Origin of the sequence: Microlunatus aurantiacus (assembly GCF_039536605.1) — a bacterium.
GTDB classification, from domain to species: Bacteria; Actinomycetota; Actinomycetes; order Propionibacteriales; family Propionibacteriaceae; genus Microlunatus; species Microlunatus aurantiacus.
In genome coordinates, this window is the sequence record NZ_BAAAYX010000014.1 from 221,048 (window position 1) to 235,215 (window position 14,168).

General features: G+C 71.9%; 12 protein-coding genes and 1 pseudogene. 9 read left to right on the plus strand and 4 right to left on the minus strand.

The features are described 5' to 3' along the window. The first annotated feature begins 46 nt into the window (after nucleotides 1-46). Nucleotides 47-529, plus strand: coding sequence for a PPOX class F420-dependent oxidoreductase (locus tag ABD714_RS17850; protein WP_344813788.1), 483 nt, complete (start codon nucleotides 47-49; stop codon nucleotides 527-529). A gap of 15 nt (nucleotides 530-544) precedes the next feature. On the opposite strand, the gene ABD714_RS17855 is transcribed toward ABD714_RS17850, so the two are convergent. The 3 genes from ABD714_RS17855 to ABD714_RS17865 all read right to left on the minus strand — a co-directional run bounded on the left by ABD714_RS17855 (nucleotide 545) and on the right by ABD714_RS17865 (nucleotide 3,713). Beyond that, nucleotides 545-694, minus strand: coding sequence for a hypothetical protein (locus tag ABD714_RS17855; RefSeq protein WP_344813789.1), 150 nt, complete (start codon nucleotides 692-694; stop codon nucleotides 545-547). Between the two features lie 122 nt (nucleotides 695-816). After that, on the minus strand, nucleotides 817-2,214 hold the full coding sequence (locus tag ABD714_RS17860; protein ID WP_344813790.1) for a metallopeptidase TldD-related protein: 1,398 nt from the start codon (nucleotides 2,212-2,214) through the stop codon (nucleotides 817-819). Next, nucleotides 2,211-3,713, minus strand: a complete 1,503-nt coding sequence (locus ABD714_RS17865) for a TldD/PmbA family protein (RefSeq protein WP_344813791.1) — start codon at nucleotides 3,711-3,713, stop codon at nucleotides 2,211-2,213. Before ABD714_RS17865 ends, ABD714_RS17860 begins: the two co-directional genes overlap by 4 nt. A 173-nt stretch (nucleotides 3,714-3,886) precedes the next feature. Between ABD714_RS17865 and hisF the strand changes: the two are divergent. The 6 genes and pseudogenes from hisF to ABD714_RS17895 form a co-directional block, all read left to right on the plus strand. Continuing rightward, nucleotides 3,887-4,645, plus strand: a pseudogene (gene hisF, locus ABD714_RS17870) (imidazole glycerol phosphate synthase subunit HisF); the annotation flags it as partial. A gap of 92 nt (nucleotides 4,646-4,737) precedes the next feature. Continuing rightward, a complete protein-coding gene (locus ABD714_RS17875) occupies nucleotides 4,738-5,682 on the plus strand; it encodes a 2-hydroxyacid dehydrogenase (RefSeq protein ID WP_344813792.1) in 945 nt (314 codons plus the stop codon). Continuing rightward, a complete protein-coding gene (locus tag ABD714_RS17880; RefSeq protein WP_344813793.1) occupies nucleotides 5,679-6,110 on the plus strand; it encodes an HIT family protein in 432 nt (143 codons plus the stop codon). The genes ABD714_RS17875 and ABD714_RS17880 overlap by 4 nt, the downstream gene beginning before the upstream one ends. Next, nucleotides 6,107-7,384 (plus strand): glycosyltransferase family 87 protein, encoded by a 1,278-nt coding sequence (locus ABD714_RS17885; RefSeq protein WP_344813794.1) that lies wholly within the window; start codon nucleotides 6,107-6,109, stop codon nucleotides 7,382-7,384. Before ABD714_RS17880 ends, ABD714_RS17885 begins: the two co-directional genes overlap by 4 nt. Before the next feature lie 5 nt (nucleotides 7,385-7,389). Further along, complete coding sequence (gene ilvD, locus ABD714_RS17890) at nucleotides 7,390-9,120, plus strand: dihydroxy-acid dehydratase (RefSeq protein ID WP_344813795.1); 1,731 nt, start codon at nucleotides 7,390-7,392, stop codon at nucleotides 9,118-9,120. Nucleotides 9,121-9,872: 752 nt separating this feature from the next. Further along, nucleotides 9,873-11,462 (plus strand): glycosyltransferase family 2 protein, encoded by a 1,590-nt coding sequence (locus ABD714_RS17895; protein WP_344813796.1) that lies wholly within the window; start codon nucleotides 9,873-9,875, stop codon nucleotides 11,460-11,462. Nucleotides 11,463-11,599: 137 nt separating this feature from the next. On the opposite strand, the gene ABD714_RS17900 is transcribed toward ABD714_RS17895, so the two are convergent. Continuing rightward, nucleotides 11,600-12,079, minus strand: coding sequence for a VOC family protein (locus tag ABD714_RS17900; protein WP_344813797.1), 480 nt, complete (start codon nucleotides 12,077-12,079; stop codon nucleotides 11,600-11,602). A gap of 233 nt (nucleotides 12,080-12,312) precedes the next feature. On the opposite strand from ABD714_RS17900, the gene ABD714_RS17905 reads away from it, so the two are divergent. Both ABD714_RS17905 and ABD714_RS17910 read left to right on the plus strand, forming a co-directional pair. After that, on the plus strand, nucleotides 12,313-13,203 hold the full coding sequence (locus ABD714_RS17905; RefSeq protein WP_344813798.1) for an AraC family transcriptional regulator: 891 nt from the start codon (nucleotides 12,313-12,315) through the stop codon (nucleotides 13,201-13,203). Continuing rightward, a complete protein-coding gene (locus tag ABD714_RS17910) occupies nucleotides 13,200-14,123 on the plus strand; it encodes an aminoglycoside phosphotransferase family protein (RefSeq protein WP_344813799.1) in 924 nt (307 codons plus the stop codon). Before ABD714_RS17905 ends, ABD714_RS17910 begins: the two co-directional genes overlap by 4 nt. Nucleotides 14,124-14,168 lie beyond the last annotated feature (45 nt).

Consider the following 14,168-nt stretch of genomic DNA (forward strand, 5'->3'; position numbering starts at 1 on the left):
TCTCAACGGCGAGACGCGGATCAGGGCTCGGCGTAGGGTCGATTCCATGACCCGTTCCGTCGCCACCAACACAGCTGTCGAGCTGGCCGAGCTGCTGGACTTCGTCCGCCCACGCCACCACTTCCTGCTCGGCACCACTCGCCGTGACGGCCGCCCCCAGCTGTCACCGGTGTCCGGCGGCGTCGATCCGGACGGTCGCCTGGTGGTGTCCAGCTATCCCGGACGGGCCAAGGCAGTCAACGCGGAGCGCGACTCCCGGGTGTCGGTCTGTGTGCTCTCCGACGAGTGGGACGGGCCGTGGGTGCAGGTCGACGGCGACGCCGAGGTGCTGCACATGCCCGAGGCCGAGGACGCCCTGGTCGACTACTTCCGGTGCATCGCCGGCGAGCACTCCGACTGGGACGAGTACCGCGCCGCGATGCGCCTGCAGGACAAGTCGCTGATCCGGATCACCCCGACCCGGTGGAGCCCCATCGCCACCGGTGGCTTCCCCGCCGACGTCGCCGCCCGGTTGGACGCCCGCGACTGACGACGAGGTCGCGGGCTACGCCTTCCTGCTCTTCTTCTTCCCGCCCTTCTTGCCGAGCTCGGCCTGGGCGGAGGAGGACTTCCGCGGGTTCTTCTTGCCCTCCTTCGCTGCCTTGGCGTTCGCCTTCTTGGCAGTCGAGCTGCCCTTGCCCTTCTTCTCAGCCATGGTCGACACCCTAGAGAGGGCCGCTGACACGGGCCGGGTCGCTCGCCGTCGTCACCTGCCGATGCCGCCCGTGGTCGGACAGTGCACGGGTGGGGACCGGAGCCGGCGGTGGCGCCGCCCCGTCAGCTGGCCTGGGAGACCGTCGACATGTTGAAGTCGGGCACCCGGATCGGCGGCATCTCGGTGCGGTTGAAGAAGTCGTTCCACTCCCGGCACAGCACCTTCTCGGTCCGCCCGACCTCACTGATCCGACCGAGCAGCTCCAGCGGCGACTCGTTGAAGCGGAAGTTGTTCACCGCTCCGCTCACCTGGCCGTTCTCGATCAGGTACACCCCGTCCCGGGTCAGACCGGTGAGCAGCAGCCGCTCCGGATCGACCTCCCGGATGTACCACAGGCAGGTCAGCAGCAGACCCCGCTCGGTGCCGGCGACCATCTCCTCCAGCGAGGCCTCACCGCCTCCGTCGAGGATGAGGTTGTCGGCCGGCGGGGTGGCCGGACGGTCCGTCTTCGCTCCCCAGGCGCGGTTGCGGATCAGCTCGTTCCAGACGCCGTCGCGCATCCAGTCCACCGCGGCGATCGGGTGGCCGGCGTCCGCGGTGAAGGAGGTGCCGTCGGGGCCGGACCCGAAGTCGACGAACGGCATCGACTCCAGGCCGGGGCGGGCCGGGTCGGAGAACAACCGCAGCGGCAGGTCGGACATCCGGCTGCCGATCCTGGTCCCACCGCCGGGGGTGGCGTACGCGTTCTGGCCCTCCTCGGCGTCGCGGGCGCTGGCCGACCAGTACGCGTAGATCATCAGGTCGGCCACCGGACCGGGCGGCAGGATCGTCTCGTAGCGTCCAGGGGGCAGGTCGAGACGACGCTCGGCCCAGCCCAACCGGGTGGTCAGCTCCGCGGTCAGGGCCGTCACGTCGACGTCGGTGAAGTCCCGGCTGGCGGCGCCGACCCAGGCGGACCGGGCACCGTCGGCGGACTTGCCGTTGAGCTCGAGCCGACCGGTCGGCTGGACGCCGCGCAGGCGCAGACCGGTGGTGCTGCCCAGGTAGGTGGTGGTCACGATGTGCTCGGCGAACCCGTACAGCCGCTGGTCCCGGCCGGCGGCCTCCTGGAACGCCTGCCCGAGACCGCGGGCGACCTCGTCCAGGACGTCGATCGTGGTGCCGGCCGGCGCCAGGTCGAAGTCGTCCGCGGCCCCCCACGGCTGCACCAACGGGGCGGCGTCGGGGGAGGGCGGGGACGCCTGCGCGGCGGCCTCGGCGGCGGCCACCAGGGCGGCCACCTGATCGGCGTCGGTCACCTGCTGGCTCACGGTCCCGACCGCGGTGCCGCCGTCCACCTCGGCGGTGGCCACGACGGTCAGCTCGGTGCTGGTCATCTCCCCGTTGGTGGTGAGGGCGCTGCCCGCCCAGCGGAGGTTGGCCTCGGCCCGCTCGGTCACGTAGGCGATCGTCGGCCGCTTCGCCGCGGTCAGCGCCTGCTCGACCAGCCCGGCCGCTTCGGTCACTCTCGCCCTGCTCACGACTGACCTCCCTCGGTCTGGGTGTTGAGGATGTTGACTCCGCGGAACAGGGCGGACGGGCAGCCGTGGGACACCGGGGCGACCTGCCCGGGTTGGCCCTTACCGCAGTTCAGGGCGCCACCGAGGTGGTAGGTCTCGGGCCCCCCGACCGCCTCCATCGACCCCCAGAAGTCCGTGGTGGTCGCCTGGTAGGCCACGTCCTTGAGCTGACCCGCGAGCCGACCGTTCTCGATCCGGAAGAAGCGCTGCCCGGTGAACTGGAAGTTGTAGCGCTGCATGTCGATCGACCAGGACTTGTCGCCGACCACGTAGATGCCCCGCTCGACGCCGGAGATCAGCTCGGTGGTGGACGGACCGTCGGGGTCCGGCTGCAGCGACACGTTGGGCATCCGCTGCATCGGGATGTGGCCCGCGGAGTCGGCGTACGCGCAGCCGTTCGAGCGGTCCAGCCCGCGGAGGGCCGCCATCTGCCGGTCCAGCTGGTAGCCGACCAGCACCCCGTCGCGGATGATGTCGAACTGCTGGGCGGCGACGCCCTCGTCGTCGTAGCCGACCGAGGCCAGTCCGTGCTCGGTGACCCGGTCACCGGTCACGTTCATCACCGGGCTGCCGTACGCCAGCGTGCCGAGCTGGTCGACGGTGGCGAAGGACGTCCCCGCGTACGCCGCCTCGTAGCCCAGCGCGCGGTCGAGCTCGGTGGCGTGGCCGATCGACTCGTGGATGGTGAGCCACAGGTTGGTCGGGTCGACCACCAGGTCGTACGCGCCCGCCTCGACCGACGGCGCCGCCACGTGCGCGGCCAGCAGCGAGGGCAGCTCGTCGACCTCGGCGTCGAAGTCCCAGCCGGTGCCCGTCAGGTACTCCCAGCCGCGCCCCACCGGCGGGGCGATGGTGGACATGGTCGCGAACCCCGCGTCGGACACGCTGATCGCGGTGAGGCTCGGCATCAGCCGGATCCGCTGCTGCAGCGTGCTGGTGCCGGCCAGGTCGGCGAAGAAGGTGTTCTCCTGCACCAGCGTGAGGCTCGCGCTGGTGTGGCTGACCCCGTCCGCGTCCAGCAACCGCCCGCCCAGCTCCAGCATCCGGGCGCTGCGGTCGGCGTCGGGGACGTCGAACGGATTGACCTCGTAGGCCGACACCCACTCCGCGTCCGCGTACACCGGCTCGTCGGCCAGCTCCACGCGGTGCGGGGTCAGCGGCCGGGACACCTTCGCGGTGGCCACCGCCCGGTCGACGAGCGTGGCGGCGGCGTCCGCGGTCAGGGTGATGCCGGCCGCGAAGCCCCAGACACCGTCGTGCACCACCCGCACCGACAAGCCGAGCTCCTGGGTGTCGGCGCTGGACTCGAGGTCGCGGTCGCGGAAGCTCCGACGCGACAGCACCGCCCGGACGATTCTGACGTCGGCGTGCCGACAGCCGAGGTCAGCGGCCCGGGACAGCGCGGCGTCGGCCAGCGCGCGCAGCGGCAGCGCCGCGAAGGTCTCGTCGATCCTGCTCACCCGGTTGACCCTAGCCGGGCGGACCGACGGATCGTCGAAGCCGGTCGGCCCGTCAGACGGGTGGCTCGTGGGCGCGCACGCAGACCTGGGTGCTCCACCCGAGCAGGGCACTGACTCGGCTGGGAGCACCAGGACGGGACGGGGATCGGTCCGGCCTCGATAGGGTTGCCCGCATGAGTGTGGCCGTCCGTGTGATCCCCTGTCTGGACGTCCACGGTGGGCGGGTGGTCAAGGGCGTCAACTTCGTCGACCTGCGGGACGCGGGCGATCCCGTGGAGCTCGGGGCGGTCTACGACGCCGAGGGGGCCGACGAGCTGACCTTCCTGGACATCTCGGCCTCGGTCGAGGGTCGGGAGACCACCCTGGAGGTGGTCCGCCGAACGGCGGAGACGGTGTTCATCCCGCTCACGGTCGGTGGGGGCGTGGGCAGTGTCTCCGACGTCGACCAGCTGCTCCGGGCCGGCGCCGACAAGGTGGCGATCAACACCGGGGCCATCCACCGGCCGCAGGTGATCGCCGAGATCACCCGTCGCTTCGGCAACCAGGTGCTCGTGCTCTCCGTCGACGCCCGTCGCAGCCCGGACCAGCCGTCCGGGTTCGAGGTGACCACCCACGGTGGACGCAAGAGCGCCGGGGTGGACGCGATCGCCTGGGCCCGCCGCGGCGTCGACCTCGGCGTGGGGGAGATCCTGCTCAACTCGATGGACGCCGACGGCACCACCGCCGGCTTCGACCTGGAGATGATCGCCGCCGTGCGCGCGGTGGTCGACGTCCCGCTGATCGCGTCCGGCGGGGCGGGCCGGGCCGAGGACTTCCCGCCGGCCGTGGCCGCGGGCGCCGACGCCGTGCTGGCCGCCAGCGTGTTCCACTTCGGCACGCTCCGTGTCGCCGACGTCAAGCGGGCGCTGGCCGCCGCCGGTCATCCCGTACGCCTGACCCCCGGTGCCGACACCGAGCGCGAACCCGACCTCCACACCCCCGAGCGCCAGCTCGACCCCGAGACCTCAGGACAGGAGCAGTAGCCGTGGGCGACATCGTGGCCTGGTTGCCGTACGCCTCGCCCGAGGAGGCCGCCGAGCGTCTGGGCGGACTGCCCGACAACGTGCGGGTGGACTGCTACCGGGCCGACGGGGACGACTACCCGGACTCGGTGGCCGAGGCGCAGTTCTACGTCATCCCCTACATGCGTGGGGAGGAGACCCTGTCCTGCGCCGCCGAGATGACGGACCTGCGGGTGGTGCAGACGCTGACCGCGGGCTACGAGAACTTCCTGCCGCACGTGCCGGAGACGGCCACCCTGTGCAACGCCGCCGGTGTGCACGACGCCAGCACCGCCGAGCTGGCGCTCGCCCTGACCCTGGCGAGTGGTCGGCATCTCGACACCTTCGCCCGGCAGCAGCCCGAGGGTCGCTGGGCGCCGGTGTTCGGCAGCGCGCTGGCCGACAAGCGGGTCCTGATCATCGGCTACGGCCGGATCGGCGAGGCAATCGAGGCACGGCTGGCCGGGTTCGAGGTGGCCTCGATCACCCGGGTGGCCCGCCGCGCCCGCGACGGCGAACCCCGGGTGCACGCCACCACCGAGCTGCCCGACCTGATGGGCGAGGCGGACGTGGCCATCGTCATCGCCCCGCTGACGCCCGAGACCGACGGACTGGTCGACGCCGATCTCCTGGGCCGGCTGCCCGACGACGCCCTGCTGGTCAACGTCGCCCGCGGCAAGCTGGTGGACACCGACGCCCTGGTCGCGGAGACCGGGACCGGACGGATCCGCGCCGCACTCGATGTCACCGACCCCGAGCCGTTGCCGCCCGAGCACCCGTTGTGGCAGATCCCGAACGTGCTCATCTCCCCGCACGTCGGTGGGGCCAGCTCCGCGTTCTGGCCCCGGGCCGACCGGTTGGTCGCCGCCCAGCTGCGCCGGTTCGCCGCTGGGGAACCGCTCGAGAACGTGATCCGGGGGGCCCGATGAGCCCCACGACCCTGGCCGGCACCGATCCGGACTGCCTGTTCTGTCGGATCGTGGCCGGGGCGCTCCCGTCCCGCCAGGTGTACGCCGACCACACAGCTGTGGCCTTCCTCGATGTCGCTCCGTGGCAGCGGGGCCACACCCTGGTGGTGCCCCGGGCGCACGTCCCGGACCTGCTCACCGGACCGCCCCAGCTGGCGGCCATCGGGCCGGCGGTCGACGCCACCGCGCGACTGCTGGTCGACCGGCTGGGCGCCGACGGCCTCAACCTGGTCTCCTCGGCCAAGCCGGTGGCCGGCCAGGAGGTCTTCCACCTGCACGTGCACCTGGTCCCGCGCTACGCCGACCGTCCCGGTCTGTCCCAGCTGATCGGACCCGATCGCGGCGACGACAGCGACCTCGACGCCGTCTGGGCCGAGATCACGGCGTGAGCGGGTCCTCCTCCGCCACCGGCCGGCGGTTCGTCGACCCGGGGCCGCGGCAGCCGGTCCTGCGCTGGGTGGTCGAGCTCGCCCCGGCGTACGTGGTGGCGCTGCTGATCCTGCCCTGGGTGATCGCCCACGGTGTCGCGTGGCCGTGGCAGCCGTCGACGATCGACCTGCAGGTCTACGTGTACGCGGTGAACGACATGCTGGCCGGGAAGGACATCTACGCCACCTCCACCCCCGGCTGGAACCTGCCCTTCATCTACCCGCCGATCGCGGCGGTGCTGATGGTGCCGCTGGCGTTCGGGCCCTACTGGCTGTGGCAGCTGCTCTGGACGTTGGTGCTCATCTGGGCCCAGCAGTCGGTGCTGAGGCGCTGCGGGGTGCCGCGCGGGTGGGTGCTCGGGGTGATCGGAGTCGTGGTGGTGCTGGCCGTCGAGCCGATCCGCACGACCCTGGGCTACGGGCAGGTCAACACGGTGCTGATGGCGCTGGTCGTGGCCGACCTGCTGCCGTACCGACCGCCGGGACGTGGTCCCGGTCGATCAGGCGGCGGGGAGCGCCGCCGGATCCCGCAGGGCACCCTGCTCGGTCTGGCGGCGGCGATCAAGCTGACCCCGGCGCTCTTCGTGGTGTTCGCCTACCTGGCCGGTCGGCGGCGGGCGGCGATCACCGGCGTGGTCAGCTTCCTCGGCTTCACCCTGGTCGGGGCCGTCGTCCAGTGGTCGCCCTCGCTGGTGTTCTGGTCCAGCATCGCCGTGGGCGACACCCGGGCCCCCAACTCCCCGTTCTACGTCGGCAACCAGTCGCTGCTGAGCACCGTGACCAGGATCGCCGGGGCGAACGACGTGGCCACCACGCTCCTCGGCCTCGGTCTGTCGGCGATCGTGGCGGTGCTCGGGGCCGTCGTCGCGGCGCACTGGTGGCAGAAGGGCGAGCAGGTGTTCGCGGTGGCGCTCGTCGGCCTGTGCACCTGCCTGGCGTCGCCGGTCACCTGGACGCACCACTACGTCTGGGTGCTGCCGCTGGGTGCGGCGGTCCTGCTGCGCCGGACGCTGCCGCGCTGGGTGCGGCTGGTCGGCGGCTGCTGGGTGGTCTGGGTGAGTCTGTGCCTCCCGCTCGCCGTGCTCCCGTACGGCTACGACGCCGAGCTGGCGTACACGTTCCTGCAGCAGCTGGTCGCCAACCTCGGTCCGCTGCTGGGCCTGGCGCTGGTCGGCGGCCTCGGCTGGCAGATGGTGAACGCCCAGCGGAAGCGTGCGGTCGCGGCGGTACATTGACGCCCATGGCCCCCCACACGATCACCGAGGACACCACTGCGCCCAGCCCCGCCACCGGCTCCGGCGTCGACATCAAGCCCCGCTCCCGGGTGGTGACCGACGGGCTGGAGGCCACCGCGGCCCGCGGCATGCTCCGGGCGGTCGGCATGGGCGACGACGACTTCGCCAAGCCGCAGGTCGGTGTCGCGTCCTCGTGGAACGAGATCACCCCCTGCAACCTGTCCCTCGACCGGTTGGCCAAGGCGGTCAAGGACGGCGTGCACGCGGCCGGTGGGTACCCGCTCGAGTTCGGCACCATCTCCGTCTCCGACGGCATCTCGATGGGCCACGAGGGGATGCACTACTCCCTGGTCAGCCGGGAGATCATCGCCGACTCCGTCGAGACCGTCATGTCGGCCGAGCGGCTGGACGGCTCCGTGCTGCTGGCCGGCTGCGACAAGTCGCTGCCCGGCATGCTGATGGCCGCCGCCCGGCTCGATCTCGCCTCCGTGTTCCTGTACGCCGGCTCGATCATGCCCGGCAAGGTGGGCGACAAGGACGTCACCATCATCGACGCCTTCGAGGCCGTCGGCGCCTGCCTGAAGGGCTTGATCACCCGCGAGCAGGTGACCGAGATCGAGAAGGCCATCTGCCCGGGCGAGGGCGCCTGCGGTGGTATGTACACGGCCAACACGATGGCCTCGGCGGCCGAGGCGCTGGGCATGTCGCTGCCCGGCTCGGCCGCCCCGCCCGCCGTGGACCGTCGCCGCGACGGCTTCGCCCGCCGCAGCGGGATGGCCGCGGTGGAGATGCTGCGGCAGGGCATCACCGCCCGCCAGATCCTCACCAAGGAGGCGTTCGAGAACGCCATCGCCGTGGTGATGGCCTTCGGCGGCTCCACCAACGCCGTGCTGCACCTGCTGGCCATCGCCAACGAGGCCGAGGTCGATCTCACCCTGGACGACTTCGTCCGGGTCGGCAAGAAGGTGCCGCACCTGGGCGACCTGAAGCCGTTCGGCCGCTACGTGATGTACGACGTGGACCGGGTCGGCGGCGTACCGGTCGTGATGAAGGCCCTGCTGGACGCGGGTCTGATGCACGGCGACTGCCTGACCGTGACCGGCAAGACGATGGCCGAGAACCTGGCCGACATCGCCCCGCCCGACATCGACGGCACCATCGTCCGGGCGCTCTCCAACCCGATCCACCCGACCGGCGGCATCACCATCCTGCACGGGTCGTTGGCGCCGGAGGGTGCTGTGGTGAAGAGCGCCGGGTTCGACACCGAGGTGTGGGAGGGGACCGCGCGGGTCTTCGACGGCGAACGGGCCGCGATGGACGCGCTGGAGAACGGCACCGTGGTGGCCGGCGACGTGGTCGTCATCCGCTACGAGGGGCCGAAGGGCGGCCCGGGCATGCGCGAGATGCTGGCCATCACCGGCGCGATCAAGGGTGCCGGTCTGGGCAAGGACGTCATGCTGATCACCGACGGCCGCTTCTCCGGCGGGACCACCGGTCTCTGCGTCGGACACATCGCGCCCGAGGCCACCGAGGGCGGCCCCATCGCCCTGGTGCAGGACGGCGACCCGATCACCCTGGACGTGGCCAACGGCACGTTGGAGCTGGGGGTCGACCCCGAGGAGCTGGAGCGTCGCCGGGCCACCTGGACCCCGACCGAGCGACCGGCCCGCCGCGGCGTGCTGGCCAAGTACGCCAAGCTGGTCAAGTCGGCCAACGTGGGCGCGGTCTGCCTCTGAGCTGATCTGACTCCAACACCCCGCGTACGCGTACGCGGGGTGGTGGGTGTGTCCGGGCTGTCGTGCGGGCCGGAGCTGAAGATTCCGTCATTCGACGGAGTTCGTGAGCTCCGGGGCGGTCGGGCGACCAAGATGCCGTCGAGTGACGGAATGTTCGAGCCACCGGCTGGTCGGGCGCCGAAGGTGCCGTCGAGTGACGGAATGTTCGAGCCACCGGCCGGTCGGGCGCCGAAGGTGCCGTCGAGTGACGGAATGTTCGAGCCACCGGCCGGTCGGGCGCCGAAGATGCCGTCGAGTGACGGAATGTTCGAGCCACCGGCGGGTCGGGCGCCGAAGATGCCGTCGAGTGACGGAATGTTCGAGCTACCGGCGGGTCGGGCGCCGAAGATGCCGTCGACTGACGGAATGTTCCAGCCCCCAAGGTGACGGAACGCGGTCACGGACCGGCGGTGGGGCACCGCGAGTCGGACCGGTTCTGTCGGAGGCCCCGACTAGGGTGAGTTTCATCACCGGGCACGCTGCGGCTGGGTTTTCTCACTCGGCTCACAGCGGGTCCATCCGATACCATCTATGACGTGAGGTAGGCGACCACCGTCGCCGGTTCACGATCCACGACCGATGCCGGACCCACCAGCTCCCGGCCCGGCCCGACGCCAAGGAGAGTTCCGATCACCGATTCCGTCGTCGCATCGGGCTTTCTGACCAGCGCTGAGAAGCCACCGGCCACGCGTGCCGCCTACCAGACCCAACGGGTGCTGGAGTCGTTGCCCGCCGTGATGCTGGTGCTCCCGGTGCTCATCCCCGTCCTGCTGCTGGTCGTCTCGCCGACCGCGGCCTACCTCGCGTTCAGCGGCTACCTGCTCTTCTGGCTCGGTGTGTCGCTCAGCCTGGCCTTCCGGCAGGCCAAGGAGTACCGGACGATCAAGCGCTACCGCGCGATCGACTGGCACCAGCGGCTGCGGCACCTGACCGACCCGTACGCACGGATCCACGAGCTCGTCGACCGGCCCGACCTGACCCGGTCCGAGGTGGAGGAGCTGCACGCACTCAACGCCTGGGTGCACAGCGGTGCCGACGTCCCCGCTCCCGACGACGTGCACCACCTGGTCGTCATCCCCGTCTACAGCGAGTCCTCCGACATCATCGAGCAGTCGCTGGACGCCATCCTGGCGTCCGACTTCCCGGCCGACCGGCTGATGATCTGCCTGACCTTCGAGGGTCGTTCCCCGGTCTGGGGTGCCGCCGAGATCGCCGGCATCGAGACCGCGTACGCCCACCGGTTCGGTCACTTCCTGGCCACCCAGCACCCCGACGGGCTGCCGGGCGAGGGTCGGGTCAAGGGCGCCAACATCAGCTGGGGCGCCCAGCTGGCCCGCCAGGAGCTGCACCGGCACGGGATCGCCGACGAGCAGGTCATCGTCTCGGCGTTCGACTCCGACACCCGGCCGAGCCCGCACTACTTCACGGTGCTCAGCTACACGTACCTGACCAACCCCGACCGCGACGTCGACAGCTACCAGCCGGTGCTGCTGTTCCACAACAACGCCTGGGAGGTGCCGACCGCCTCGCGCCTGGTCGGCTACGTGGCCAGCATGTGGACCCTGGTCGACTCGACCCGGCCGGAGCGGCTCCGGATCTTCTCCTCGCACGCGCTGGGCATGAAGGCGCTGGTCGGCGTCAACTACTGGTCGACCAACGTCATCCCGGACGACTCCCGGCAGTACTGGCGGATGTACTACGGCAGCGACGGCCGGGCCAAGACGGTGCCGCTGCACCTGCCCGTCTACCTCGACGCCGTGCACTCGCACAGCTGGTGGGCGACGATGAAGGAGCAGTACAAGCAGATCCGCCGCTGGTCGTACGGGGTGATCGACTTCCCGTACCTGATGGAGCAGAACGTCCTCAACGAGCGGATCCCGTGGCGCGACAAGGCGCTGCAGACCTTCCGCCAGCTCACCCAGTTCCACCTGTGGGCGACCGTGCCGCTGCTCATCCTGTGCCTGCGGCCGCTGTCCAACTACCTGCAGCCGATCGTCACCCACTCCAGCCTGATGCTGTCGGAGCTGGCCGGGCTGGCCAACCTGCTCGCCCTCGTCGTCGCGCCGCTCAGCCTGGTCATCTCCGCCGTCGTCGCCCTCAGCCTGCTGCCCAAGCGGCCGAACGAACGATCCCGGCGGGTCTGGTTCAAGATGGTCGGCGAGTTCGCCGGTCTGCCGCTGGTCGGTCCGATCTTCTTCTGCCTGCCCGCCATCGACGCCCAGATCCGGCTGCTGACCCGCCGCTACCTCGGATTCCGCGTCACGGTCAAGCAGCGCACCAAGACGGCCCACCGGGTCCACTGACCCGGCGTCCGGACTCCGAGCGCGCTCAGTCGAGCAGCTCGGCAGTCCGTTCCAGCACGCCCGGTCGTCGTCCGGCGTACGTCGACCGAGACCGCAGGCCGCGGCCACCTCGGCCTGGTGACCGAGCCGGTCCTCGATCAACGATCTCCGCCCATCTCCGTGGCCGCCCAGTCGGCCACCCGCTGCTCGGCCTCGGCGTCGGTGACGTCCTCGACGCGGGTCATGATCGACCAGCGGTGGCCGTAGGGGTCGAGGACCGACGCGAAGCGGTCGCCGGTGACGAAGGTGCTCGGCTGCTCACGGACGGTCGCGCCGAGCTCGGCGGCGGCGGCGGTGGTGGCGTCGACGTCGGGGACGTAGATCGCGATGGAGTGGGTCACCGGACCTTCGCCGGGCGCGGTCAGTCCGTACTCCGGCAGCGCGTCGGCCAGCTGCAGCCGCCCCTGGTCGAGCTGCAGCTCGGCGTGCGCGACCCGGCCGTCCGGCAGATCCATCCGGCTGACCACCGAGGCGCCGAAGACGGCGACGTAGAAGTCGAGGGCCGCGGCACCGTCGGTGACGCAGAGGAACGGGGTGAGGGTGCTGTAGCCGGCGGGCCGGAACGGGATCGAGGTCATGTCCTCATCCTGGCGGCGAGCACAGACACCCGCTTGGAAAGTTCCGCCACCGGCTGCCGACGTCGCTCACGCACTCCTCGCACCACTCACGCACTCCTCGCACCACTCACGCACGCGAGGCGCCGCCCGCGTGAGCAGCAACCCGTGCGCGAGCGGGTCGGGAGCCGGCCGGTAGGGGGCCGGCCGAGGGAGCGGAGCAGCGTCTGTCGGTGCCGACGGCTACCGTCGGCCAGGTGACGGTGACTCCCCAGCGCGGGCTGGTGCGGCGACCGGCCACCGCCGAGGCCTTCAGCACCCGGCGGTATCCGGCCGGCGAGGCGCTCGCGCCCTGGATCGCGTACTTCTGGACCGTCGGCTGGGACCGCGGCGACGCCGGCCCGCTGGAGTCCACGGTGATCTCGTTCCCTTCGATGCACCTGACGGTGGAGTGGGGTGAGCCGGGAGCGGTCCGGCACGGGCACCCGATGCCGGCGACCCTGGTGCACGGGCTGATCAGTCGGGTCTTCCGGGTCACCCTGACCGGCCGAGGCGGCGTCGTGGGGGCGCGCTTCCGCGCCGACGGCTTCCACGCCTGGACCGGTCTCGAGGCGGCCGCCTTCACCGACCGGGTGGTGCCGGCCGGCGACCTGCTGGGTCCGGCGGTCGGCGCGCTGCACCTCGGGTCGGGACCGGACACCGACCCGGCCGAGCAGCTGACGAGGCTGCGCACCGAGCTGGAGCGGACCCGGCCGGCGACCGTGCCCGCCGGGGTGGGTCCGGTGGTCGATCTGATGGCGACCGATCCCGGTCTGGTCAGGGTGGACCAGGTGGCCCGCTCCGTGGCGCTGTCGGAGCGGACGCTGCAGCGCCGCTTCCGCCGGGAGGTCGGCATCGGTCCCAAGTGGGTGCTGTCCAGGTTCCGGCTGCAGGAGGCGGCGCTCGCCCTGGAACGCGACCCGGCCGTCGATCTCGCGGTGCTGGCGCCGCGGCTCGGCTTCTACGACCAGGCGCACCTGACCAACACCTTCGTGGAGATGCTGGGAGAGACCCCCGCGGCGTACGCGGCGCGGGCCGCGGCCACCCCGTCCACCACCTCGCCGACGGCCGCGCGCGGCCTCGGAGCCGGCAGCGGAGCCGGCCGGTGACGGTCCGGCTGCAACCGCTGACCCGGGCCCGGGTGGCGTCGTTGGGGGAGCGGGGTGCCGCCTGGACCGAGGCCCTGCCGGCCCGGCTGGCCGAGCTGACGCAGGACTGGGGCCTCGAGCTCGGCCGCCCCCTGGCCGGGGGCAGCAACTCCTACGTGGTCCGGGCCCGCACCACCGAGGGCGCACCGGCAGTGCTCAAGGTCGTGCTGGACGGCGACGAGCTGGAGGGGCAGATCCGGGTGCTCGCCGCGGCCGACGGCCGGGGTTACGCGCGGCTGCTGCGCTCCGACCTCGGGCGGCAGGCCATCCTGCTCGAGGCCCTGGGGGCACCGCTGCAGTCCAGCGGTCGACCGGCGCCGGATCAGCTGGCCGTGCTGGCCGACACCCTGGCCCTGGCCTGGCAGCCGGCGCGACAGGAGCGTCTCCCGACCGGGCAGGACAAGGCCGTCGGGCTGGCCAGCCTGATCAGCGAGCACTGGGACCGCCTCGACCGGCCGTGCCCGGTGGCCGTCCGCGACCAGGCCCTCCGCTACGCCGAGCGGCTCGCCGACGCCCCGCCGGAGACGCTGGTGGTGGTGCACGGCGACGCCCACCCCGGGAACGCGCTGGCCGTCCCGGGCCCGCGGGCCGGGGCGGAGACCGGCTACTGCTTCGTCGACCCCGACGGCTTCGTGGCCGACCGGGCGTACGACCTCGGGGTGGCCATGCGCGACTTCTCGTCCGGGGTGCTGCGGGAGGGGCGGCCGCTGGTCGAGTCGTACGCCCGGCTGCTGGCCGAGCGCACCGGGGTGGACGCCACCCGGATCTGGCGCTGGGCGTTCCTGGAACGGGTGTCCACCGGGCTCTACGTGCTCGGCTTCGGGTCGGAGGCGGTCGGGCGGCCGTTCCTGGACTCGGCCGAGCTGTTGCTCGACCACTAGGATCAGCGCCACCCTGCCCACCCCGAGCGAAACCGGGTGCCTCAC

What these genes read in the sequence shown, in the direction of transcription:
- ABD714_RS17850 (WP_344813788.1), top strand. Translation starts at nt 47, where the DNA reads ATGACCCGTTCCGTCGCCACCAACACAGCTGTCGAGCTGGCCGAGCTG.
- ABD714_RS17855 (WP_344813789.1), bottom strand. Translation starts at nt 694, where the DNA reads ATGGCTGAGAAGAAGGGCAAGGGCAGCTCGACTGCCAAGAAGGCGAAC.
- ABD714_RS17880 (WP_344813793.1), top strand. Translation starts at nt 5,679, where the DNA reads ATGAGCCCCACGACCCTGGCCGGCACCGATCCGGACTGCCTGTTCTGT.
- ilvD (WP_344813795.1), top strand. Translation starts at nt 7,390, where the DNA reads ATGGCCCCCCACACGATCACCGAGGACACCACTGCGCCCAGCCCCGCC.
- ABD714_RS17900 (WP_344813797.1), bottom strand. Translation starts at nt 12,079, where the DNA reads ATGACCTCGATCCCGTTCCGGCCCGCCGGCTACAGCACCCTCACCCCG.